This window comes from Pseudobdellovibrionaceae bacterium (assembly GCA_020635075.1).
Taxonomy (GTDB): Bacteria; Bdellovibrionota; Bdellovibrionia; order Bdellovibrionales; family UBA1609; genus JADZEO01.
The window spans coordinates 1,409,156-1,431,932 of record JACKAM010000001.1 but is presented as its reverse complement, the minus strand read 5'-3'; the positions used below and the strand labels follow the sequence as shown (position 1 = coordinate 1,431,932).

The window sequence follows — 22,777 nt, the reverse complement described above, 5'->3', positions numbered from 1 at the left end:
AGTGCCCATTCTTCAAAATTTTGTAGACAACATCATGATGATTTTCTCTCAGCTCCGCCTGATGGATTTGGTGGATCTGTTTCTCGTCTGGGTGGTGGTCTACAGAGTTCTCCATCTCACCAAGCGCTCTGGCGCCGTACAGATTCTCAGTGGCCTGGGGATCTTGGCCATTGCCTATCTGGTGAGTATCTGGCTTGAGCTGATGACCTTCAATTGGCTTCTTGAGAAGTTCTTCTCCAATCTCTTTTTGATTGTCGTTATTCTTTTTCAGACGGAGATTCGTCAGGCTCTGGCCCAGATTGGCTCCAACCCTTTTCTATCTGGAGCTAGTCGGCTTGAAGAGACTCACATTGTGGAGGAGCTGGCAAAGGCAGTCATACTTCTCGCGCAAAAGGGCTACGGTGCTCTGATCGTCATCGAAAGGGAGATTGCTCTAGATTACTTTGTGGAAATGGGCACCAAGCTGGATGCTATCGTCAACAGCGAGACCATCACGTCGCTCTTTCACCCAGCGAGCCCGCTTCATGATGGGGCTCTGGTGGTGCGCGAAGGTCGGCTCTATTCGGCAGGCTGTTTTTTGCCTTTGAGTAAAAATCCGGTGTTGGATCGAAATTTGGGGACCCGTCATCGGGCGGCGATTGGTTTGACTGAAGAAACCGATGCCCTGGTGTTGGTGGTGAGTGAGGAAAACAAGTCCGTAGGTGTGGTCCATGGTGGCCAGCTACAGCCGGAGTTGGACCACGCCGCCGTCAGACAAATGCTCTATGACAGTTTTGGCCTAAAACTGCGAGTTGAGCGGAGCCTGGCATGATTGGTCCGGTCAAAGGCAAAATCAAAAAGCACATCGGCGAAGACACGAGCTACAAGATCGTCGCCCTTTTTGTGACACTGGTTCTGTGGGTCACCATCCTGGGGCGCAAAAACTCCGTGGTCAACAAGGACATGGACCTGGAGATCTTGGTTCGCCCCAACCATGTTATTACCAACCAGATCCGCAAGAAGGTGAGGGTGCAGCTCTCGGGGCCAAGAATGGTGCTCAAGAAGTTTGCCCAGAGTGACCAGTCCTATACGGTGGATTTGTTTGATAGTGACCCCGGGAAGCACCGGATAAACTTAAAAAACAGCAATATGGATTTGCCAGTAGGCTTGAAAGTGATCTCAGTTTCTCCTAAAACAATTGTCGTGCAACTCAGGGAGAACCCTCGTAAGGGAAGGACAGGTCAATAATGGGCAAGTCAACCAAGGGCAATGGTACGGGCAAATTGGCAGGCGAAGGCAAGAAGGAAAAGACGGCCTCAGCCTCCGGAGACATGAGCCTTTTCGGAACGGATGGAATTCGAGGAACCGCCAATCGATTCCCCATGACTCCGGACATCGTGCTCCGGGTCGGGCAGGCCCTTGGCTATGTTTTGCGCCAGCAGCCGAGCAGTCGTCGAGTTAAACATCGCATGGTGATGATTGGTAAAGACACCCGCTTGAGTGGTTATATGGTGGAGCAGGCATTGTCCGCTGGTCTTAATAGCATGGGTGTGTGGACCCAATTGGTAGGTCCTCTGCCGACACCCGGGATTGGTTTTTTGGCTCGCAACATGAGGGCTGATGCTGGCGTGGTCATTTCAGCGTCTCATAATGCTTATTTCGATAACGGTATTAAGATTTTTGGTGCAGATGGTTTCAAGATTTCCGGTGAAATGGAGAAGGAAATTGAACGCCTGGTCCGGGATGTGGACCTAAACTCTCATCTGGCTGACGGCAATGCCATTGGCCGCGCCAAGCGCATCGACGATGCGGCCGGGCGCTACATCGTCTATGTCAAAAACACCTTCCCCTTGGATCTTACGCTCGACGGTGTTCGCATTGTTTTGGACTGTGCCAGTGGTGCCGGCTACAAAGTGGCTCCTGCCGTTTTTGAGGAGTTGGGGGCCGAGGTGATTCTATTGGGCGATCGACCCAATGGATTTAATATCAATGAAAAAACGGGAGCGTTGTTCCCTGAGAAAACCTGCAATGCAGTGGTGAAGTACCGGGCCGACGTGGGTATTAGTCTTGATGGGGACGGCGACCGGGTGATTATGGTGGATGACAAAGGGCAAATCGTAAATGGCGATCACATCTTGGCCATCTGTGGGATTCACTTGGCGAAAAAGAGAGCCTTGCCAGATAACACTATCGTCGCCACTCACATGAGCAATGTGGGCCTTGAATTGGCTCTCAAAGAACATGGAATCAATTTGGTGCGCACCGATGTGGGTGACAAGTATGTGGTCGAGGAAATGCGCAATCATGGTTACACCTTGGGTGGAGAGCAAAGTGGTCACATTATTTCACTTGAGCACAGCACCACGGGCGATGGTTGCGTGGCAGCCCTTCACGTGCTGGCTGTTATGCTTCAGGAAAAGAAGAAGTTGAGCGACCTCACCAAGCTCATGAAAGACGTTCCTCAGGTTCTCATTAACACCCGGGTGAGTGTGCGCAAGGATTTGGAATCGATTCCCGGCTATCGAAACATGATGGATGACATCAATCACAAACTGGAAGGTTCAGGGCGCACCTACGTGCGTTTTTCTGGAACCGAGCCCGTTGTTCGTGTCTTGGTTGAAGGGCAGAATAAAAAGGAAATCGGTCAGTATGCTGAGCAGATCGCCAGCTTTCTGCAAAAGGAGTTGGGATAAAGGATGCGTCTTGCCACCGTAGCCCAGAGTCGGGAAATTGATGAACTCTCGCAAACGGTCTACGGCTTACCTGCTGAAATTTTGATGGAGTCGGCTGGAGCCACAGCGGCCCGCGAACTGGATCAGTCTTATTATCCGGATCTCAAGCGCGGATTATTAAGTGTGGTCTGTGGCCCGGGAAATAACGGGGGCGATGGTTTGGTCTTGGCCCGCCACCTTCATGCAGCTGGACATCGGGATTTGATTGTTTTTGTCTTGGCTCCTCAGGAGAGCCGCTCAGAGCTTTTTACCCGCCAACTGTCACGGGTGGACTTGGCAGGGATTCGTCATGTGAACCTCTGTGATCATCCGGAAAAGATGGAGCAAATCCGTTCCTCAGCCCTCATTGTGGATGCCCTGTTTGGTATCGGCCTGTCTCGACCGATAGAAAGTGATTACCTCAAACTTGTGGAGATCATGAATTCCTGTCGCGTACCGGTGGTGTCTTTGGACTGCCCCAGTGGTTTGGACTGTGACACAGGTGTGGTGAAGGGTCAGGTGATCAAGGCAGACATGACCTTGTCCTTTGGCTTGGCCAAGCCTGGTTTTTTTGTCTCCGATGGCCCCAGACATGTGGGAAAATTGAGAATTCTCCCTATCGGTTTTCCCTATGAGTCTCTGAGAGGGGTCGCCACCAGTCACTTTGCCTTTACCGAAAGGCTGGCGCGCCGCTATTTGCCGCGCCGGCTGGAAACCTCAAACAAGTCGGATCATGGGCATCTGCTGGTGTTAGCTGGGCGTGAGGGGATGTGGGGGGCTGGTCTCCTGGCCTCATCAAGTGCTTATCGGATGGGTACGGGATATGTGACTTGGGCCAGTTTCGAATCGCCGGCAGAGAATATTTTGGAATCCCCTGAGATTCTCACGGGCAAGATCGACTCAGAGGAACTGTGGCAAAAAAAGATTACTGCGGCAGCGGTGGGGCCAGGCTTAGGCGTCAGTCGTGAAACAGCAGATGTGATTGAGCGGCTTAAAGGCATGGATTTGCCCGGCGTGGTTTTGGATGCCGATGCCATCACCACTTGTGTTCAGTTTGAGTTGTTTCCTCTTCCCTGCAACTGGGTACTGACACCCCATATGGGCGAGCTGGCGCGGATTCTTAAAAAAGATGTGGTCCAACTGGAAAACAACCGTTTTCAATCCGCGCTTGAGGGCTCCGAGACAGCCGGATGTCATGTATTGCTAAAAGGCTTTCGCAGCGTGGTTGCCAATGATGGTCGCTGTATGGTGATCAATGCTGGAAACTCCGCCTTGGCCAAGGCCGGTACCGGAGACGTGCTCACCGGAATGATTGGTGGCTTTATGGCTCAGGGCCTGGAACCACTTCAGGCCACAGCCACGGCCGCCTACATTCACGGCCGCCTGGCCGACGAGTGGGTGCGCATTGGCCATGACCGCCGAACTCTGATGGCGTCAGATTTAAGGGATCATTTGCCCAGCTTGATCGGACGTATTGCCGGCGGAACTTTAGTGTTGTAAAGAGATGTTGATGTCCGGTCCAAAAATCATCGAAAATCTTGATCAGTACAGAGAGTGGGTCCAACAGGTTCTGGTTCCGAGTTTGTCCGACCGGGAGGTTCTGTTACTTACTGGTCCGGTTGGGGTGGGAAAGACCCAGTTGGTGAGGTATTTGGTTGAAGCCCTGGGTGCCCACGAGGCCTGCTCCCCGAGTTTTGCTATTCACAACTGTTACGAGGTTATAGACAGACGTATCGATCACGTTGATTTGTATCGTCTGGAAGATGAGCAGGACTTGGAATCAACAGGCTTCTGGGATTTCTTCCTTGAACCTCGGGGCTTGATCATCATTGAGTGGGCGGAGCGATTGGACTCCGACTATCTTCCCCCCGGCTGGACCCTGCGGCAGGTGGACCTGGCTTTTATTGATGAAGGTCAGGAGTCGCAAAGACGGTCTGTGAATTTGCTTGAGCTTAGGCCGCGCTCGAATTGACCTTTTGCATGGCTTCAGACAGTTGAATGGTGATTCTCTCTGAGTGGCTGAGATGCTGGGGGGTATCACATTTTTTGTCACCCACGCTGAGGAGCATTCCCACCAGATGAGAGTCGTATTGAATCGGGCAGATAGTCACGTGATCGGGTAATTCTGAGTGACCCCATAGCCTAAAGAAGTTCTCATTGATTTCATTTTTGACCAAATAGCCATGATAAGGAAGGCGGGTGCGGCGGACCACGCGAAAAACACAGGCTTTACTGATGTCGAAGGCATCAGCAGCACTGGGTAGTGTGGCCACCCACGGGGAGTCCCACTTCCAGGGGCGAATTTTGGTGCCTTCAAAAAGCAAAATCATGGATTTCTCAAATTTGTCGCGCAGCTGCTGAAAGACATAAGAGGCTACCTGGTCTTCGCTCTTTGCGGCAGCGAGACTCATTGGTGGCGCTGGCAAATTGCACTCAACTGCAGTCACTCCAGGAGTGCTTTGTGCCTGGGCCATTGCTTCTGGTGGTGGGAGGGGGGCATCTTTGGTGACCTCTTCCTCAATTCCGTCTGCGGTTGCGTCCTGAGCTTCAGCTAGAGCTCTTTTGGCTTCCTCTTCCTTTAATTTTGCCGCCTCAATGATGGCGGTGGGAATTTCGTCCTGAGCAAACATAGGTTGTTCCTCAGGCGTGGCCTCGGTCGCAGGGGGGGCGTCGCTGGTCACGGCAACCACTTGGGCACCCACTTCTGCATCGATCACATCTTCAATTTCGTCATCAACACTAAGAACAACACCCTCGGCGGTTTCTTCACTCACGGCCTCAGCCGGGGGAGGGGGAGTGACTTCGGGAATGGAAGTGCCGGCAGTGGTATCTAACTTCACCACACTTGAATCTGAACCAGTTTGGGAGTTGACCAAGTACTGGTTCAAACTGTGACTCAAGGTAAAGCCATGAGGTTCTTCAGCGTCAGCCTTATCATCTTCGCCGACTCCGGGCATACCTTTGAGGATTTCAGGGGAACCCCCATTTGCTGAGGCCTTGAGATTCAACTTGCCACTGTCTTCCTCCTCTGGCTTGATCCCGAGTTTGGTCAACACGGATGGGTCCAGGCCTTCCAATGAAGGTGGAGTGGCTTCTTTTTCAGGGGGCAATTCAGGAAATAAATCTTCCTGGGTTTTCTCCTCGTCCTTGTCAATCACCAGCCGAGCGGTGGGAATTGAGGCATCCCCATCGCTTGCAGCACCTGGAGTTGGCTTTTTTGGCGGAGCTGGGGTGTCCTGATCAACAATGAGTTTTGCGGTGGTGACCGCACCCGCATCACCCAGTTTGATGGCTGGTTGAGAATGTTGTTGGAGAAGCTGCCAGGCTACGCGTAACCCCGAGGCCGGAGCGAGAACAAAGCGGACGGGAAAGTCCCAATCGACCTGTCGGGGAGGTTCCACACAGGCGACGAAAACGACGCCTTCCCACTCTCCCACGGGTAGCATCCACTCGTACCAGTTGCCCTCGGCGGCGACCCGGCTCCAGAGAACCAAATCTGGTGAGGTTTGAAAAAACTCAGGTTCCAGAGAGGCAAGGCCATAGTGCTCCCTGGCCCAGTTCAGGTACTGACCTTCACTGAGTCGGCCTGTCTCCAGGCACCAATAGGTGAAATCCCGGTCACTGGGAGCTTGTTGGCCCCAATCGGCGTAGGTTTCACTGGAAACTTGAAATGGCTGAGCCCAAGCTTTTGTATCACTCATCACCTCATTTTTCGGAAAACGGACGCATTCTCTTGAGGTTAGAAACCATCTTGAGTCACTACTGGACCTATGGTAGCGTGCGGCGCACTATGAGTCCCAATCCATTTGCTCTCCATCATCCAGACCGGATTTACCTGGATCACAATGCGACGACTCCTCTGGCTCAAGGTCTAGGAGATGAGTTGGTGGTTTGGTGCTCCAGGTGGGGGAACCCCTCATCCATTCACTGGGATGGTCGAGGCCCCAAAACGCTACTGCGGGAGGCTCGGCAAAATGTTGCGGCCTTGGTTGGGTCTGACCCTCTGGAAATCATCTTTACCAGTGGGGGTAGCGAGGCCAACAATCTGGCCATCAAGGGTGTTTTTGATTCTCGCCGATTAAATGATTTTTCCGGTCAGCGATTGAGTGACCGTCCTCGATTCTTGATGAGTGCCGTTGAGCATCCCAGCGTGCGTAAGACAATGGAGTATATCGCCCGGCAGGGAGCGGATGTTCATGTTATCCCCGTGGATCGCGATGGGCAGATCGACCTGATGGCCTATGATGAACTTCTCAATGAACAAACCAGCTTAGTTTCGGTCATGTATGCCAACAACGAAACCGGGAATATATTTCCTGTCAAAAAGATGGCCAAGATGGCTCATGAGGTGGGAGCCCTCTTTCATTGTGATGGCGTTCAAGCTCTGGGCAAGGCGGTGGTTGATGTGAAAAAGTGGGAGGTGGATCTGGCCTCTTTTTCCGGGCACAAGTTCTACGGGCTCAAGGGTGGTGGCTTTCTCTATGCCAGCAAGGGTGTTCATTTGGAGAGTCTCATCCATGGCGGTGGGCAGGAGCGGGGGAGACGAGCAGGAACAGAAAATGTGCTTTCCATTGCTTCCATGGGCTGGATGGCGCGCTTTAAGAGTGAGGTGGAACAGCGGGCGGGGGAGACGAAGGACCTTCGTGACCATTTGGAGAGTCGGATTACAAAAGAAATCACAGGAACTTCCGTCACCGGCCGAGAAGGGAAGCGTCTACCTAACACATCCTGTGTTTTAATCCCTGGGATCGACGGGGAAACCTTACTGATGAACTTGGACATGAAAGGTTTTGCGGTCTCAACCGGGGCAGCCTGTAGCGCTGGCAATCCCGAGCCCAGTCCTGTGCTGCTGGCAATGGGACTGAGTCGTGAAGAGGCCCAAAGTACCCTGCGTGTGAGTTTGGGCTGGGGAACGACATGCGAAGACATTAACCAGTTTGTTGATGCCCTCAAGGAAACTGTGGACCGATTGCGATCGCTGCATGCAGAAGGGGCTGAGTAATGAATGCCCAGAATGCACCTAACCAAAAAGGGCGGGTCCTGGTTGCCATGAGTGGTGGAGTGGACTCTTCTGTGGCCGCATCTTTACTTGTTGATCAGGGATACGATGTAGTGGGTGTCACGATGCAGGTGTGGGATTACTCCGCCGACAGTTGTGAGATTCAGGAAGGACACGGCACCTGTTGCTCAAGCATTGACGTGGATGATGCCCGGGCTGTGGCGGACAAGTTGAACATTCCCTTTTACGTGATGAACTGCGAGGCCAAGTTTAAGTCCCAAGTGATTGATGATTTTGTTGGTGCCTATCTGCAGGGTCGCACTCCGGTTCCATGTGTGAACTGCAACACTTACCTGAAGTTTGACCACTTGGTGCAGAAGATGAAGGAGCTGGACTGTCAGTTCCTGGCCACGGGTCACTACGCAACACTGCAGACCGGCTCTGAGGGGCAGCCTCAGATCATCACCAGTGAGGATGATTGGAAGGATCAGACTTATTTTCTTTTCACTCTCAATAGGGAGATTCTCCCTTACTTGTTGTTTCCCGTCGGCACGTGGAAAAAGGGCGATCTTCGCCAGTATGCTGAGGACCGGGGACTGTGTGTAGCGCAAAAAAAGGATTCCACCGGCATTTGTTTTATTGGTAAATCCGGTTATGCCCATTTTATTGAAAGTCAGGTGCCTAAAGATCAACTTAAACCCGGTCTGATCAAACGCTTTCCGGGCGGAGAGGTTCTCGGCAAACATCAGGGAATTCATCAATTCACTTATGGCCAACGCAAGGGTCTTGGGGTTGCCGTTGGCGACCCCATTTACGTGGTCAAGATCGATGCTGAAGATCAAAGCGTGTGGTTGGGTGATGAATCTCATCTCTACTCCTCAGTCATGACCATTACCAACCCCACCTGGTTGGACACATGGAAAGAGGGGGAGAAGTTGCGCTGCAAGATTCGTTTTCAACATAAAGGTGCCATGGCTGAGCTGATGCCCCAGGTGAGCGGCGACATCGTTGTGCGTTTTGATGAGCCACAAAGGGCCATCACCCCGGGACAAGCAGCTGTCTTTTATCGCGGGCAGCAGCTTTTGGGCGGAGGGTGGATTGAATGAGCCATCCGTCATCGACCCGATACGCTATTCACACCTTTGGCTGTAAGGTTAACACTTACGATACGGGCCTTTTGGAAAAGCGTCTCAGTACCGCTGGCTTTGCCCGAGGAGGGGAGGCCCCCCACGTCCATATTCTGAATACCTGTGCGGTGACAGCAGAAGCAACAAAAGAGGCTCAGCGGTGGATCAGGCGTATTAAGGCTAAAGACCCTCTGGCTTTGGTGGTGGTCACTGGCTGCGCCGCCCAAGTGGATACGGATCGCTTTGCTGGAATGAAAGGCGCCGATTTGATTGTTGCCAACTCCCACAAGGGTCAGTTGGAAGATTTGATTCGCCAACACTATTCAGGACAGCTCAAGGAGAGGATTTTCAAGTCCAATATCTTCAAAAAATTAGATCTGGAAGAAGGCGGGGGGCTGGAAAGCCAGCACACCCGGACTTTTCTCAAAATCCAGGACGGCTGCAACTCCTTTTGCACTTACTGTGTGATTCCCTTTGCCAGAGGTAAAAGTCGCAGTCTGCCGCTGGACACTTTGGTCCGGCGAATTCAGGAATTGGAGTCCCAGGGCGTGGGTGAAGTGGTCCTTACCGGTGTTCATATCGGTGACTACCTGGATGAAAAGTACGGCAGTCAGGCAGGTCCCGAGGTTTTGTTAAAGGAAATCTTGAAGCGCACACAAATGGGCCGAATACGGGTATCAAGCCTGGAGCCACTTGAAGTCAGTGATGAGCTTTTGGAAATCTATCAGGACCCGCGCATGTGTCCTCACTTTCATATGTCTATCCAGAGTGCTTGCGGAAAAATCCTTCACGACATGAAAAGGCAGTACACGGCGAAAGATGTGGAGACCTCCTTGCAGCAGATTTACGATCGGGTCCCCGGCGTGTTTGTGGGCATGGACGTGATCGCCGGATTTCCCGGCGAAACTCCTGAAGATTTTAAGGAAACACTTGATCGCCTGCGCGCTCTTCCCTGGACACGGATTCATGTCTTCCCATATAGTGAGCGGCCGGGAACCTATGCGGCTCGGCTGCCAGATCGTCTGCAAAGAGCTGAAATCATGGCGCGGTCCAAAGATCTAAGGGAACTGTCGAGTGATCGCTACGCCTGTGAAGCTCTGGCCCAAATTGGCAGCCTTAAAAAGGTCCTGACATTGGCAGGGCAGGGGGCCCAGGGCTTGAGCCGGGATTACTGGCCGGTGCAAATTGAAGGTCCCTCGCTGAGCCCGGGACAAGAGCTAAGTGTCCGAATTCTGGGCTATGATCACTCGGATCAGGGGCGCATGGAGGGCTGCCTGAGAGGACAAGTGGAGATTGACGCAACGCACTAAAGTGCGGTATGAAGGACGAATTGTTGGGCCAACACCTTGAGAGGAGAGCCCTTGATGACCTTACAAGAGAAACTGGGGCATAGGTTCCAGAACGAAAGCCTGCTGGTTCAGGCTTTGACTCACAAGAGCTTCCACAATGAGAACGGCGAGTCCTCGCCGGGCCATAATGAAAGATTAGAATTTCTGGGCGATGCAGTTTTGGATTTGGTCCTCAGTGATTTGTTGATGCAAAGGTTTCCGGAGCTTCCGGAAGGAGATCTTTCAAAAATCCGTGCCAGTTTTGTCAATGAAGCTGTGTTGGCCCAGATGGCGCAGGAGTTTGGATTGGATCAATACATGCGCTTGGGGCGGGGGGAAATCCTCACCGGGGGAGCCGCAAAGCCCCGAATCTTGGCTTCGGCTCTTGAGGCCATCATCGGCGCCTATTATCAGGATGCGGGTTTTCAGCCTTCCTATGAGTGGATCAGCCAACTGTTTGGCTCACGCATTGATAACTTGGACCTCAGTCTTCACTTTGCTACCGATTATAAGACCCGCCTTCAGGAGCTGGTTCAGGAGAGACACAAAGAGGCCCCTCGCTACGCGGTGACAAAGTCTGAGGGCCCCGATCATGAAAAGACTTTTTATGTGGATGTTCGCATTGGCGAGAGAGTCGTGGCTTCGGGGCAAGGTCGGTCTAAAAAGAGCGCTGAACAAGAAGCAGCCCGAGTGGCATTGGAGAGTCTAAAATGAGTTATCATGCAGGATTTATTGGCTTGATTGGCCTTCCTAACGCCGGCAAAAGCACATTGGCCAATGCCTTGGTCAAAGAAAAGGTGTCCATCGTGACGGCCAAACCTCAAACCACTCGGCAGAGGGTCTTGGGCATTGTTTCGGATGAGGAGGCACAAATTCTCTTCGTCGATGCTCCTGGGCAGGTCAAGGCCACTTCGGGATTGAATCAGTTTTTGGGCGAAGAGTATCGGGCAGTCATAGGTGAGAGCGATGCTCTGATGGCTGTCCTCAATATGGATCACAAGAATCTGGATGATCTGTTAGCCATCGCCCAAACCTGTGCGGATTCGGGCAAACCGTGGATGGCAGTGATTACCAAAACGGATCATCCAGAACCTCAGAGGGTGGCGATTCTTCGTCAACATCTTGAAGGTTTCAAGGTGCCGGTCGTGGCCACCAGTGCCCTCAAGGCTCCTGATCAAGCTCGTGAGTTGATCTTACCCCTTGCCAAGAATTTGGTCCCGGAAAGTCCGGCACCTCTTTTTGATCCGGAGACCTTTACCACCCAGAACTTGCGCGAGATGGCGGCAGAGATTGTTCGCGAGAAGTGCTTTGAATATCTACATCAGGAGATTCCCTACGGCCTAGCTGTCAAAGTGAAAAAGTTTGATGAAGAGGACCGGCGAACCACCAAAATCTACGCCGATATTATGGTGACTAAAGATGGGCATAAAGCCATTGTCGTCGGCAAGGGTGGCAGCTCTCTCAAGCGCATCGGCAGTTTGGCCCGGCAGGATTTGGAAAAATTGGTGGGCCGCAAGGTCTTTTTGGAATTGCATGTGATTGTTCGCAAAAACTGGGCGCGCAATCCTCAGATTCTCCAGGAGTTGGGTTATGTCGTCCCTCAGCCAAACTAGAATTGGGAGAGTGGCCATCATTGGCCGACCCAATGTGGGGAAGTCCACCTTGTTCAATGTCTTGACTAGGACTCGTAAGGCGGTTGTGCGCAATGAACCAGGCGTAACCCGGGACGTGCAGATTGAACAAACTGAATGGTGGGGCAGCCAATTTGAAGTGATGGATACGGGTGGTATCACCGACGACAAAGAAGGTTTTTCTCCGCTGATTCGCGAACAGGTCCTCTCAGTGCTGGCTAATGTTGACCTCGTCCTCTGTGTGATGGATGGACGGGCGGGCTTGGTACCAGAAGACCGGGACATCATTCGCATTGCCAAGGAGTCAGGGAAGGAATTCCTCTTGGTGGTGAATAAAGTCGATCGCCAGACGGACTATGAATTAGCTTCAGCTGAATTCTATGAGTTTGGTATGGATGTGATTCCCACCTCTTTTGAAAAGCGGGACAACGTGGACCGTATCGTCGAGTGGATCAGAAGTCGCCTACCTCAAGCCGAACAAGACGCTCGTGAGGGGGTTCGTATATCCCTTGTGGGAAAGCCCAATGTCGGCAAAAGTTCCTTAGCCAATCGTTTGCTCGGCGAAAGGCGCATGTTGGTCTCTGACATAGCCGGAACCACAGTTGATGCCATTGAGGCGCAGATTGAATACAATGGGAACAAATACATATTGGTCGATACGGCGGGGTTGAGGCGCTCCGCCAAGCGTCAGGATGGCGTGGAATTTTTGTCTGCGGTTATGTCCCATCGAAGTATGGATCAGTCGGATATTGTCTTGCTGCTGGTCGATGGCACGGTTGGACCCACGGATCAGGACGCCAAAGTTTTGGAATACGCGCTGACCCGGCACAAGGGAGTGATCCTGGTTGCCAATAAGTCTGATCTGGGGCAACAGGAGATCCCTGAGTATCGCAAATGGTTTCGTAGCCGAATTGCCGAAGTCTTTCATTTCTTTCCTGACATACCAGTGGAGTTTATCAGTGCAAAAACGGGTGCTGGACTGGATCGCTTGTTTAGTCGTATTGAAGATGTTTGGGAAAAGCTTAACTTTCATATCACCACCAGTAAACTCAACGATTTCTTCTTTCGCGTGATTCGCCAAGCTCCGGCCCCGGTTTGGGGAACGCAGAATGTGAAGTTTTATTATCTGGTGAAAACCCAACAGCGGCCTCCGAGCTTCATTGCCTTTGCCAATTATCCAAAGGGTGTCACCCCTGCTTATCGTCGGTTCCTGGCTAAGAGGATTCAGGAGGAGTGGGGTCTGGAAGGGATTCCGATTCGCATCTTTGTCATGCAGAGCCGACGTAAAAAAGCACGAGGAAGTCGCAGTGAAGAGCCAATGCCCGTTGAGCTGGATACAATCAATGAAGAGGCAGTGGGTGAGGGAGATTTTGACTACTCTGTTGATGATCAGGAATCCTGGGGAGAGGCCATTTATCAATTTGATTTAGGTGGTGGGGGCGATTCCATCGATGGACAATCGTAAGCGTGCCGTTTGGGGAACCCGTCTGGGATTCTATTTTGCTGCCATTGGCTCGGCCTTCGGCCTAGGCAATGTTTGGCGCTTTCCCTATGTAGTGACTGAAAATGGCGGAGGAGCTTTTGTGCTTCTCTATCTGTTTTTCCTCTTCCTTATCGGCATGCCCTTGCTCATGGCGGAACTCTTGCTTGGTAAGACCACTCGGCGAAGTGTGGTGGCCGCACTGGACCGTGTCCGTCGGCCCATGGGGGGCAAACATCCCCCTCTGGCTGGCAAAGCCCCTTCAATCATTGTTGGCAAAGAGCCCTGGCTGGTGCGCTACCTGCCCGTAGTGGGCAAGGTGAGCGTTTTGGTTGGTCTGATTGTTTTGGCCTACTTCGGTGTGATTTCCGGTTGGGTGCTTTACTTCCTTGGCCACACTCTGGGTGCCCTTGTTCTCGGGCAGAGTTTCTCTCCTGACCTGGCTTTGTCCACTCTGTTGGAAAACGGCTGGTTGCAGGTGGTATTAACATCGGTTCATCTTCTCCTGGTGATTGTTGTCGTTGCCAAGGACGTGGAAGATGGACTGGAAAGATGGGTGGGCTTCATGATGCCGGTGTTCGGTGTTTTGATGGTGGCCCTGGCCAGCCAAACCCTATCACTTCCCACTTCTGGTGATGCCTTGAGATTTTTGTTTTATCCAGACTTCTCCCAATTGACCTATTCGTCCATGAGTCAGGCTCTCGGCCACGTATTCTTTACTCTCAGTATTGGTTTTGGTTCAATGGTGACGTTTGGGAGCTACTTGCAGCAAAAGGCCTTTATCCCCATTGCCGGGTTTCGGGTGGCCACCATTGATTCGATCATTTCCTTGGGCGCTGGCCTGCTGATTTTCCCGCTCTTGCTTTCGACTGTCTCCGGCAGTGCCGGGCCTGAGCTTCTCTTCCGCACGGTTCCGGTTTTGTTTCGGGAAATCTCCGGGGGTCTGTGGTTTGGTGCGGGGTTCTTCTTGTGCCTCTACCTGGCGGCTTTGGGGGCAAGCATTGGTCTTTTGGAAACCGTTGTCTCCAATTTGAAGGACTCGCAAAAGGTGAAACGGGAAAAGGGGGCCTGGTGGGCAGGGTTTATTTGTTTGTCTTTGGCCGTCGTTCCAGCTCTTAGTACCAGCGTCTTGAGCAATGTGAAGGTGCGAGGTTTAGGTCTCCTGGAGATCTGTGATGCCCTATTGATCAATTGGATATTGCCAGTGGTGGCTCTGTTGGTCTGTCAGGGTGTTCTTTATGGGCTCTCAGACCAGGTGAAGAGGGGAGAATTTATTGAAGACACCGAAGGTCTGCCCAATCCGGAACAGGACCGTCTCTATGGGCACTGGGTGTTTATTCTACGTTGGGTCGTGCCGACGGTGATTCTCTCAGCATTGGCGCTGCAGTTAATAGGTTTGATTAGGAACCTTTAAAAATTGATCCCGAGAATAATGACCATGTTCATGAAATCACCGGTCGGGAAGATGCCGGTTTTCTCACCTCCGGCGAGATTGATCTCGGAGTTTTCATCTTTAAAACTGACTAGATGATAAGTGGCCTGAAAGCCGAGGTACATTTTGTTTCTTAACATGGGCACTTCCATGCCAGCACCCACGTCAAAACCCAATGCACCTTCCTTGGAAAAGGCACTTTGTCCGGTAACGGTTGCGGTCCGGTAGACCTGAGAAAAACCACCAATAAAGTAAGGGTTGAGCTTTGCCAGTCCACGGGTCACATTCTGGGTGTTCAAGTAGTATTTAAGATCGAACCCCATCTGCGTTAGTGATGCCGTTCCCCGCACCCTGGTGCCTGCAGGCGAAGTAAAGTCAATGGTGTGATCACCCGTCACAAAGGCCAGCTGCATGGCAAAACGGAGATCAAAAAAGTAAGAGAGAAAGATCCCAAACGTTGGCGCGGGAGCATAAATGTCGCCGAGGGTCTCAGTCAGGCTGCGGTAGCCACCAATAAATCCGAGGGTGAAAAACCGGCCGTTGCGGAAAAAGTTAATGTCCGCCTCTTCCTCCGAAGCCTCATCAAATTCACTGTAGTCAGCAAAGGGGTCGTAGGAATCATCACTTTCAAACTGGGCCAGCATGTAGCCTTTGGAGGCTTGGTCCTGGGCCCATTGATCGTCATTGAGAAGGCCAACGCCTTCGGCATGAGCACTTAGGCCAAGGATCGAGATAGATAGTGAAATCAGAAGTGTGATGAGCCCAGCTCTTGTCAATCGATCCTCCCCACCGAAGCGGCTGTCCAAATCGCATGTCCATCGAGGCGTCTGGCAAACGATTTGTCTGTGTCTCTATTCGGAAAATTGATCCAATTTCCGGAGGCCCTCATCCAGAAACGACACCAGCCAAATGGTCTTGTTTTAATAATGATACGGGGTTCGGCGGCTCTCAGGCTAAGATTTTTGTCATTTTTTGAGAAGACTGGCTGGATTTGTGTCATTGTGAGACGCTCATTCCGGAAAGCGAAAGGCTCTATGGCCTGGTCATCTGGCCACAAGATGTTCAATTTTGAGATTTCTGACTCATCCTCAAAACTTAGTCAGCCATTAGCCCGGGTATGTGTCGACTTGGGCCAAAATACGGTGAGCTCAGATTGAATCCAGTGGGATCTGGTTTGGTGCGCCTCTTGCTGTAAAATACCTCTGGGTGCTTCACTTAGGCCGGTGAAGTTTGGAGGAGCGGATGAGAAGTGTGCTTGGGAAGGCGCTAGGCTTGGCTTGTGGCCTGGTGCTGGTTTCGTGTTCAGAAACGGCATTTAAATCAATTGAGACATTAGAACAAACTCCTTTGGTCAAATTACCGAATGGTGTTCAGTCCCTGGGACCACCTAAAGTGGTTTTGCAGGTGGCCAATTACAGGTTTTGCCGTCGATTGAAACATCCTGAGGAGACGGCGATTTACTCTTACGCGGCTGCAAGTGGGACATCGAAGTTGTTCTTTGGCCTGATCAATATTGAAGGGTCATTTGTGCCAAATGATGACAGTGCCAAAACCTATGAACGCCTTATCATTCAGGCCTTCAACGATCCAGACTCCCAGGTGGGAGAGATCCCATCTGAAATCAAGGGTGGGATGACGCGGTTTCCGGCAGTCGAGAATCCCGTGGTTGCAGTTAAAGTCGACCCAGAGAAGTTGGCTCGATTGAAAGCCCAGGCCAGTACTAAGTTAAAGACCACTTTTTTATTGTTTGATGACAGGGACAGCAATGGACGTTTTAGCGCGGGCGACCGCATTGTCAGCTCCAACTCCGGCATCAATTTGGGCGGCATTAAAGGTCTGACGCCACCCATGGGGTCTGATGATGGGACTTATGCCTTCGCCTTTGGCACTGGCAACGACTCTCCCAAGGTCTACGAGTTTATGACTCGAACCTATTTATTTAACGGAGCCGGCAATAATTGTGGCGACGTCGACTATACCGGTGGATTGGATGAGGTTTGCAAAAAGAAATGTGATCAAACGAGCTCGCCCCTGGCGATTGACTTAGCTGGAGATGGCTTTGCCACCACAAGCTTGGCCGAAGGAGTGAAGTTTGATGTGGATGGCACTGGCGAAAAGCAGCAGGTGTCTTGGTTTACAGCTGGCACCGACAATGCTTTTGTCGCCGTGGACCTCAATGGCAATGGTCGCATTGACGGCGGCCAGGAGCTGTTTGGGACTTCCACTCGCCTGCGCAATGGCCTGACGGCCTCCAATGGATTTGTGGCCTTGGCTGATCTGGATGCCAATAGCGATGGTGTCATTGATCAAAGGGACAGTGGCTTCAACAATCTTTTGCTGTGGACAGATACCAATCACAATGGTGAGAGCGAGGGGCAGGAGCTTCAGAGCCTGGGCGAGGTGGTCACCTCCATTAAGCTGGACTACAAGGCCCGACGGATGATGGACGCCAATGGCAATTTGATATTTGCCGACTCCGAGGCCAAACTTTTGGGTCTGGGCCCCAGGCAGGTGGTGGACATTTGGTTTCGCACGGAATGATTTTGAAATTGAAATGGTTTTGGGCCCGGTTATCCCCTAGCCGGTCCCAGTTGTCCATAAAACGGTAAAGGACAAGATTTCAGTTACGGGTTGGGTGCCGGCCATGGAGGCCGGCGCCTTTTTTTTGGGCAAATCAAACGCTCCGGGTCGCGAGCGAATACATTGAATTCACAGGTCCTTTTTGCTACAAAGGGGCCAATTCGCCCTCCCAAGGAGACTGTCCGTGTCAATGGACTACAAAAAGGCCGGTGTGGACATAGCGGCCGGAGAAGCCCTCGTAGACTGGTTAAAATCGAATCAACCGCCGAAATGGCCCCATCAGGAACGACTTGTTTCTGGGATTGGCGGCTTTGCAGCTTTGTTTCGCGGTGGTTTTCCAGAGATGGAGTCCCCTTGTTTGGTGAGTTGCACAGATGGGGTGGGAACCAAGCTCAAATTAGCTGTGGAGTTTCACAGTTATCACAGGGTGGCCCAGGATTTGGTGGCCATGTGTGTGAACGACATGGTCTGCTCTGGGGCCTCACCTTTGTTTTTTCTCGACTATTATGCCTGTGGAAAGCTGGACGTGGAAAAGGCCAAGCAATTTCTCACTGGCTTGCAGAAGGCCTGTTTGGAATCCGACTGTCTGTTGATCGGTGGCGAGACGGCGGAAATGCCAGGGGTTTACGCGGGTGATGATTTCGACTGCGCTGGCTTTTCCGTTGGTGTGGTCGATGAGCCCAAAGTACTTGGTGCGCATCGAGTGCAGCCAGGCGATGTGGCCATTGGTGTGTCCAGCTCGGGATTTCATTCCAATGGTTTTTCTCTCTTGCGCAAAATCTTTGCAAGTGATCTAGCCGAGTGGGCGGATCGCCTGCTGGAACCCACGGCTCTGTATGTAAAACTCGCCAAGCGATTGATGGAGATTGCAGAAGTTCATGCCTTTGCCCATGTGACGGGCGGAGGGATGGATAACCTATTGCGGGTGATCCCCAAGGGCACTCAATTACAGTTAAAACCTTGGTCCATTCCTCAGCCTTTTTTGGAAGTGAAAAGACGGGGACAGATGTCCTGGCGGAGCCTGCTGCAGACGCTCAACTGTGGAATCGGATTTGTTGTTTATGCGCCTGAGCGGGACGAGTCGGTCATTCGCGAAACCATTCGCGCCTTAGGCTTTGAGTCTTGGAGGCTGGCCGAGTTGAGTGACCCGATGGAGGGCGAGAGCCAGTGGTCAATGAATGAAGAGGAATTAAACGCCCAGCTGTGAGTCAATCGCAGGGGCAGTGGAGAAGTGCATGGAAGGTCGAGCAGATGTGGTTCTAGTTTCCGCTTTTGGGCGGGGGAATTGGATGGCCGCTGAGCTGGCGACTCAAGGCATGCAGGTGAGTCTGGTGGAAGTCTCTGACCACTTGGGACGTTGGACCCCTGAAGACTGGGAGGGTCCTTTTGGTTACTTTCAGTCAGAGCAGCTGGCGGCCTCCCAGCGGGAAAGACTAATTGAAGAGGATTACATCGAGGACATTCCGGAGGGGTTTATCCTTTGGCTTGCGGATGGTCCCATTGATTTTAAGAGTTCATTGAGTTCACATCTGTTGAGTGAATCAGGGATTTCATCTGAGGCATTGGACTTTCTCAACAACTATGAAAATTTGTCGCCAGAAGAGATTCGTGACAAAAGGGAAAGCCTTCGTCGCTCCCCGTACCGGGAGTCTTGGCTGGTTCATCTGGCCTATCAGTTGGCCAGTCACGTCTATAAGCCAAATGCAGAGGGAGTTTCTTACGGCAAGCCTTTGCCCCTCTCAGCCCCATGGATCATTCGCCGTGTGAGTCGTAAGGGGGCGGGTCAATCTTTGGATTGGGTGGAGTCAAAGGGAGTCAAGGTTTTCCCTGGTGCCCAGTTAGTGGATTTGCTGACCGAAGGATCTGAATGCCGGAGTCTTGAAATTCGCAGTGGTTGGTCCGGAGCACTCACCGGTCGTCAGTTTGTGTGGTTATTGTCTGGGGAAGAGACTCTCAAGCTGTCGGAATCCATTGCCACCTTGCTGTTTCCCAAAGGAGTGGTAAAGCCCACTTGGAGCTGGATGCGTTATCGTTTCCGTGTTGAACAGGGGATGCACCTGGAAACTCTGCCAGCGAAATTTGTCCTGATTGATGATCTCTATGCCCCTTGGACCCATACCAATCTGATGATTGTGCAAAGAACGGTGCAGGCTCAGGACCTCGATGTGTGGCTGCGAATTCCCACTCAGCATCGATTTCAACGGGCCTATTTGGAAGAACAGAGTCAGAGTATTTTGAACCTCTTGGCCAAAAAGATACCCGGTTCCCATCCTGTCCTTGCCGACATGCCCCAGGATCATCTTTATGAATATCAGGAATTGGGACCGCCAAGATTTCCGGTCTACAACCTGGAGGACCTGGATCATTTGCACAGGGGCTCCTTTCCAAACGTCCATTATTCAGCTCCTGAGGATTGGGTGTTGCTGGAGTGGACCTCTTTGTTGAGGGATCAGGTGCCTGTCGCGGCCAAAATTAAGAAGTGGAAAAAGGACCAGGATGCGCGAAAGCAAAAGGAAGCTCAGGCCTAGGTCTGACAAGAATAGGAGTCTGAATTGATCGCTCGTTACAGTCGCGAAGAGATGGATAAAATCTGGCAGCTGCAGAATCGGTTTCAGCAGATGCTTGAAGTGGAGCAGGCGGTTGCCGAAACCCAGGCCGAGTTGGGGTTAATCCCCAAAGAGGCGGCCCGGGACATTCGCCAAAAAGGAAAGTTCAAGATCGAGCGCATCGACGAAATCGAAAAGACCACCCGCCATGATGTGATTGCCTTTGTCTCCGCAGTTGCTGAGAACGTGGGCGACAACGGACGCTATGTTCACTATGGAATGACCTCGTCCGATGTTTTGGACACCGCCCTAAGTCTGCAGATTCGTCAGGGTGGACAAGTTCTTTTGGCCTCACTCGACAGGCTGTTGGCCGCTTTGCGCCGGCAAATGGAACAGCACCAGGAGAGTCTCTGTCCAGGGCGCACCCATGGGATGCATGCGGAGCCGACCAGCTTTGGCATGAAGATGGCCGGCTTTGTGGCCGAGTTTATGCGCCACCGGTCGAGACTTGAGGCAGCTCTTAAGCAAATGGCAGTTGGAAAGCTAAGTGGAGCTGTTGGGACATATTCAACTCAACCTGAAGAGGTGGAAAAGGGCGTTTGCAACCGCTTGGGGCTGCTACCGGAAACTATTGCCACCCAAGTCATACCACGAGATCGCCACGCAGAATTGTTTTTTGCTATCGCCATGGTCGGCGCCGGGCTTGAGCGTTTGGCAATCGAATTGCGCCACCTCCAGCGTACTGAAGTGGGTGAGGTCATTGAAGGTTTTACGCCTGGGCAAAAGGGCTCAAGCGCCATGCCTCACAAGAAAAATCCAATCAGTGCAGAAAACATCACAGGAGCCGCACGACTCTTGCGTTCCTACCTCCAGGCCGGCATGGAGAATGTGGCCTTGTGGCACGAGAGGGACATTAGCCATTCCAGTGTGGAGCGTGTGGCGCTTCCGGATGCCTTTATCCTTTGCGACTATGCGGTCGACCGGATGGCGGGGGTGATAGAACGGATCTTCGTTGATGTGGAGAGGATGCGGGCCAATATGGAAATGTCCGGAGGGCATCTGTTTAGCTCACATGTCTTGCTGGCCCTGGTGGATGGTGGCTTGAGCCGCGAAGAGGCCTACAAAGTTGTTCAGTCCCACGCACACAAAATGAACAAGGGCGATCATTTGCTGGCTTCTCTGCTTCAGGATGGAGAGGTGATGAAAAGGGTAAGTCGGAAAAAGCTGGATGAGATTTTTGCCGGGCAGACCCATCGATCAGCGATTAGCAAGGTTTTAAATAGAATGGTAACCCTACTGAAGTGATGAAGGAGAAACTCATGAAGTACCAAAAAGGGGTATTTCAGTACGAAGGCAAGGCCAAAAAAATCTATCAAGTTGAAGGTGAAAGCGATCTTCTCTGGCTGGAGTTCAAAGACAGCCTCACGGCTTTTAATGCCCAAAAGAAGGGCTCTTTTGCTGACAAAGGGGTGATCAACAAGAAAATTGCGGTGCTGATTTTTCGCTATCTGCAGACTAAGGGAATCGGCAGCCATTTGATTGCAGACATTTCAGATCGGGAGTTGGTTTGTCGCAAGCTCACGATCATCCCTTTGGAAGTGGTGGTCCGTAACTGGTTAGCTGGGTCCACGGCGAAAAAGTTTGCCATCGAAGAGGGCACGGCACTGGAGAAGCCTTTGGTGGAGTTTTACTACAAAAAGGACGAGCTCAATGATCCTTTCGTCAGTGACGATCAGGCTCTCATGCTCAAGGCGGCCAAAGATCAGGCGCAATTGGACGATTTAAAGGAAAAAGCCCTAAAGGTGAATGGGGCTTTGATTGAATTCTTCAAGGCCATCGGCATTCGTCTCATTGATTTCAAAATTGAATTTGGCGTCAACTCCAAGGGCGAGGTGGTCTTGGGAGATGAGATCACTCCAGACAGCTGTCGTCTGTGGGATCTGGAAACCAACGAAAAACTGGACAAAGACCGTTTCCGTCGGGACTTGGGCCAGGTGGAAGAGAGTTATCAGGAAGTGTTGAACCGAATGAGTCAAACCTGGGAGAAGCAGTTATGAAAATCGGAGTAAAGATCCTTCCTCGCAATGAGGTGTTGGACAGCCAAGGCCGGGCGGTTGAAAAAACCCTTTCTCAGCACGGCAAGACGGTCGATGCCTGTCGCGTGGGCAAGTATGTGCAGTTGGATATTGAGGCGAGCAACGAGGAACAGGCCCTGAACAAGGCTCGTGAAATTGCCGAGTTCGTTCTTTACAACCCATTGATTGAAACTTTTGAATTGGAAGTGGTGTCCTAATATGTCGCAAAAGAAAATTGGCATTCTGAGATTTCTCGGTACCAATTGTGATCGGGATATTTGGCAGGCGGTTGAGTCTGTGGGGCTGCAGCCCGAGTGGCTTTGGTACCAGGACCAGTTTAATACCGGTGACTATGGCGCTCTGGTCCTCCCTGGGGGATTTAGTTACGGAGATTATTTGCGCTGTGGGGCCTTGGCCGCAAAAGCGCCAGTGATGGAATCCTTGCGTGAAGCTGCCGGCAAGGGTGTGCCCGTCATGGGGATCTGCAATGGTTTTCAGATCCTTTGCGATTCGGGTCTGTTGCCTGGAGTTTTAGTTCGCAATGAGGGTCTGCGTTTTATTGACGACTGGGTGGAGTTGAGTCTTGCCAATCCCTGTTCGGCTTTTGGCTCGGACAACAGGGGGCAAAGTCGGTCGAGACTCCCCATCGCACACGGCGAGGGCCGATACGTGATTGATGAGGACGGCCTAAAGGCCATTCAGGATCGCGGACAAATCTGGTGGACTTACAACAAGAATCCTAATGGTTCGGTCCATGACATTGCCGGCGTGATGAATGAAGGAAAAAACGTGGCGGGACTGATGCCTCATCCTGAGAGAGCCTTGTTTGACTGGATGGGTGGTGAGGACGGACGTTTATTTTTTGAAAGCTTGCTCTAATTAAGGGAGA

Annotated in this window: 21 protein-coding genes; 19 read left to right on the top strand and 2 right to left on the bottom strand. The window is 51.9% G+C overall.

All coding sequences use genetic code 11. From position 1 onward, the window contains the following. Positions 1 to 7: 7 nt before the first annotated feature. From H6624_06230 to tsaE, 5 genes are all read left to right on the top strand, one after another. The gene (locus H6624_06230) at positions 8 to 811 is read left to right on the top strand and encodes a TIGR00159 family protein (protein MCB9083921.1); all 804 of its coding nucleotides are present in this window, start codon (positions 8 to 10) and stop codon (positions 809 to 811) included. After that, a complete protein-coding gene (locus H6624_06225; GenBank protein MCB9083920.1) occupies positions 808 to 1,227 on the top strand; it encodes a hypothetical protein in 420 nt (139 codons plus the stop codon). The genes H6624_06230 and H6624_06225 overlap by 4 nt, the downstream gene beginning before the upstream one ends. A gap of 83 nt (positions 1,228 to 1,310) precedes the next feature. Beyond that, positions 1,311 to 2,672 carry a phosphoglucosamine mutase gene (locus tag H6624_06220; GenBank protein ID MCB9083919.1) on the top strand — a complete coding sequence of 454 codons (1,362 nt, stop codon included), beginning with the start codon at positions 1,311 to 1,313 and terminating at the stop codon, positions 2,670 to 2,672. Positions 2,673 to 2,675: 3 nt separating this feature from the next. Further along, on the top strand, positions 2,676 to 4,190 hold the full coding sequence (locus H6624_06215) for an NAD(P)H-hydrate dehydratase (protein ID MCB9083918.1): 1,515 nt from the start codon (positions 2,676 to 2,678) through the stop codon (positions 4,188 to 4,190). Positions 4,191 to 4,200: 10 nt separating this feature from the next. Next, a complete protein-coding gene (tsaE, locus tag H6624_06210; protein MCB9083917.1) occupies positions 4,201 to 4,662 on the top strand; it encodes a tRNA (adenosine(37)-N6)-threonylcarbamoyltransferase complex ATPase subunit type 1 TsaE in 462 nt (153 codons plus the stop codon). Here tsaE and H6624_06205 read toward each other — a convergent pair. Beyond that, on the bottom strand, positions 4,643 to 6,391 hold the full coding sequence (locus H6624_06205; GenBank protein MCB9083916.1) for a hypothetical protein: 1,749 nt from the start codon (positions 6,389 to 6,391) through the stop codon (positions 4,643 to 4,645). The two genes, tsaE and H6624_06205, sit on opposite strands and share 20 nt — an antisense overlap. Before the next feature lie 89 nt (positions 6,392 to 6,480). Here H6624_06205 and H6624_06200 point away from each other — a divergent pair, with 89 nt between their 5' ends. From H6624_06200 to H6624_06170, 7 genes are read left to right on the top strand one after another with little or no spacing between them, the layout of a single operon-like run. Continuing rightward, complete coding sequence (locus H6624_06200) at positions 6,481 to 7,692, top strand: cysteine desulfurase (GenBank protein ID MCB9083915.1); 1,212 nt, start codon at positions 6,481 to 6,483, stop codon at positions 7,690 to 7,692. Then, positions 7,692 to 8,795 carry a tRNA 2-thiouridine(34) synthase MnmA gene (mnmA, locus tag H6624_06195; GenBank protein ID MCB9083914.1) on the top strand — a complete coding sequence of 368 codons (1,104 nt, stop codon included), beginning with the start codon at positions 7,692 to 7,694 and terminating at the stop codon, positions 8,793 to 8,795. Before H6624_06200 ends, mnmA begins: the two co-directional genes overlap by 1 nt. Next, positions 8,792 to 10,126 carry a tRNA (N(6)-L-threonylcarbamoyladenosine(37)-C(2))-methylthiotransferase MtaB gene (mtaB, locus tag H6624_06190; GenBank protein ID MCB9083913.1) on the top strand — a complete coding sequence of 445 codons (1,335 nt, stop codon included), beginning with the start codon at positions 8,792 to 8,794 and terminating at the stop codon, positions 10,124 to 10,126. The genes mnmA and mtaB overlap by 4 nt, the downstream gene beginning before the upstream one ends. Positions 10,127 to 10,180: 54 nt before the next feature. Then, positions 10,181 to 10,858, top strand: coding sequence for a ribonuclease III (rnc, locus tag H6624_06185; GenBank protein ID MCB9083912.1), 678 nt, complete (start codon positions 10,181 to 10,183; stop codon positions 10,856 to 10,858). Beyond that, a complete protein-coding gene (gene era, locus H6624_06180) occupies positions 10,855 to 11,757 on the top strand; it encodes a GTPase Era (GenBank protein MCB9083911.1) in 903 nt (300 codons plus the stop codon). Before rnc ends, era begins: the two co-directional genes overlap by 4 nt. Further along, positions 11,735 to 13,240 carry a ribosome biogenesis GTPase Der gene (der, locus tag H6624_06175; protein MCB9083910.1) on the top strand — a complete coding sequence of 502 codons (1,506 nt, stop codon included), beginning with the start codon at positions 11,735 to 11,737 and terminating at the stop codon, positions 13,238 to 13,240. The genes era and der overlap by 23 nt, the downstream gene beginning before the upstream one ends. Further along, complete coding sequence (locus H6624_06170; protein ID MCB9083909.1) at positions 13,227 to 14,669, top strand: sodium-dependent transporter; 1,443 nt, start codon at positions 13,227 to 13,229, stop codon at positions 14,667 to 14,669. The genes der and H6624_06170 overlap by 14 nt, the downstream gene beginning before the upstream one ends. Here H6624_06170 and H6624_06165 read toward each other — a convergent pair. Further along, entirely contained in the window at positions 14,666 to 15,463 is a 798-nt protein-coding gene (locus tag H6624_06165; GenBank protein ID MCB9083908.1) for an outer membrane beta-barrel protein, read from the bottom strand. The two genes, H6624_06170 and H6624_06165, sit on opposite strands and share 4 nt — an antisense overlap. Positions 15,464 to 15,929: 466 nt before the next feature. Between H6624_06165 and H6624_06160 the strand changes: the two genes are divergently transcribed. The 7 genes from H6624_06160 to purQ all read left to right on the top strand — a co-directional run bounded on the left by H6624_06160 (position 15,930) and on the right by purQ (position 22,767). After that, positions 15,930 to 17,228, top strand: coding sequence for a hypothetical protein (locus H6624_06160; GenBank protein MCB9083907.1), 1,299 nt, complete (start codon positions 15,930 to 15,932; stop codon positions 17,226 to 17,228). A 223-nt stretch (positions 17,229 to 17,451) separates the two neighbouring features. Then, on the top strand, positions 17,452 to 18,474 hold the full coding sequence (locus H6624_06155; protein MCB9083906.1) for a phosphoribosylformylglycinamidine cyclo-ligase: 1,023 nt from the start codon (positions 17,452 to 17,454) through the stop codon (positions 18,472 to 18,474). Positions 18,475 to 18,502: 28 nt separating this feature from the next. Then, the gene (locus H6624_06150) at positions 18,503 to 19,795 is read left to right on the top strand and encodes a hypothetical protein (protein ID MCB9083905.1); all 1,293 of its coding nucleotides are present in this window, start codon (positions 18,503 to 18,505) and stop codon (positions 19,793 to 19,795) included. A gap of 24 nt (positions 19,796 to 19,819) precedes the next feature. Next, entirely contained in the window at positions 19,820 to 21,118 is a 1,299-nt protein-coding gene (locus H6624_06145) for an adenylosuccinate lyase (GenBank protein MCB9083904.1), read from the top strand. 14 nt (positions 21,119 to 21,132) lie between these two features. Further along, entirely contained in the window at positions 21,133 to 21,870 is a 738-nt protein-coding gene (locus tag H6624_06140) for a phosphoribosylaminoimidazolesuccinocarboxamide synthase (protein MCB9083903.1), read from the top strand. Next, positions 21,867 to 22,106, top strand: coding sequence for a phosphoribosylformylglycinamidine synthase subunit PurS (gene purS, locus H6624_06135; GenBank protein ID MCB9083902.1), 240 nt, complete (start codon positions 21,867 to 21,869; stop codon positions 22,104 to 22,106). The genes H6624_06140 and purS overlap by 4 nt, the downstream gene beginning before the upstream one ends. Before the next feature lies 1 nt (position 22,107). After that, a complete protein-coding gene (gene purQ / locus H6624_06130; GenBank protein MCB9083901.1) occupies positions 22,108 to 22,767 on the top strand; it encodes a phosphoribosylformylglycinamidine synthase subunit PurQ in 660 nt (219 codons plus the stop codon). The last annotated feature ends 10 nt before the right edge of the window (positions 22,768 to 22,777 follow it).

Excerpts from the sequence above, each read along its gene's own strand:
- era (MCB9083911.1), top strand. The coding sequence starts at position 10,855 with ATGAGTTATCATGCAGGATTTATTGGCTTGATTGGCCTTCCTAACGCC.
- der (MCB9083910.1), top strand. The coding sequence starts at position 11,735 with ATGTCGTCCCTCAGCCAAACTAGAATTGGGAGAGTGGCCATCATTGGC.
- mnmA (MCB9083914.1), top strand. The coding sequence starts at position 7,692 with ATGAATGCCCAGAATGCACCTAACCAAAAAGGGCGGGTCCTGGTTGCC.
- purS (MCB9083902.1), top strand. The coding sequence starts at position 21,867 with ATGAAAATCGGAGTAAAGATCCTTCCTCGCAATGAGGTGTTGGACAGC.
- H6624_06225 (MCB9083920.1), top strand. The coding sequence starts at position 808 with ATGATTGGTCCGGTCAAAGGCAAAATCAAAAAGCACATCGGCGAAGAC.
- H6624_06220 (MCB9083919.1), top strand. The coding sequence starts at position 1,311 with ATGAGCCTTTTCGGAACGGATGGAATTCGAGGAACCGCCAATCGATTC.
- H6624_06160 (MCB9083907.1), top strand. The coding sequence starts at position 15,930 with ATGAGAAGTGTGCTTGGGAAGGCGCTAGGCTTGGCTTGTGGCCTGGTG.
- H6624_06200 (MCB9083915.1), top strand. The coding sequence starts at position 6,481 with ATGAGTCCCAATCCATTTGCTCTCCATCATCCAGACCGGATTTACCTG.
- H6624_06150 (MCB9083905.1), top strand. The coding sequence starts at position 18,503 with ATGGAAGGTCGAGCAGATGTGGTTCTAGTTTCCGCTTTTGGGCGGGGG.
- H6624_06170 (MCB9083909.1), top strand. The coding sequence starts at position 13,227 with ATGGACAATCGTAAGCGTGCCGTTTGGGGAACCCGTCTGGGATTCTAT.
- H6624_06205 (MCB9083916.1), bottom strand. The coding sequence starts at position 6,391 with ATGAGTGATACAAAAGCTTGGGCTCAGCCATTTCAAGTTTCCAGTGAA.
- tsaE (MCB9083917.1), top strand. The coding sequence starts at position 4,201 with ATGTCCGGTCCAAAAATCATCGAAAATCTTGATCAGTACAGAGAGTGG.
- H6624_06215 (MCB9083918.1), top strand. The coding sequence starts at position 2,676 with ATGCGTCTTGCCACCGTAGCCCAGAGTCGGGAAATTGATGAACTCTCG.
- mtaB (MCB9083913.1), top strand. The coding sequence starts at position 8,792 with ATGAGCCATCCGTCATCGACCCGATACGCTATTCACACCTTTGGCTGT.
- rnc (MCB9083912.1), top strand. The coding sequence starts at position 10,181 with ATGACCTTACAAGAGAAACTGGGGCATAGGTTCCAGAACGAAAGCCTG.
- purQ (MCB9083901.1), top strand. The coding sequence starts at position 22,108 with ATGTCGCAAAAGAAAATTGGCATTCTGAGATTTCTCGGTACCAATTGT.
- H6624_06140 (MCB9083903.1), top strand. The coding sequence starts at position 21,133 with ATGAAGTACCAAAAAGGGGTATTTCAGTACGAAGGCAAGGCCAAAAAA.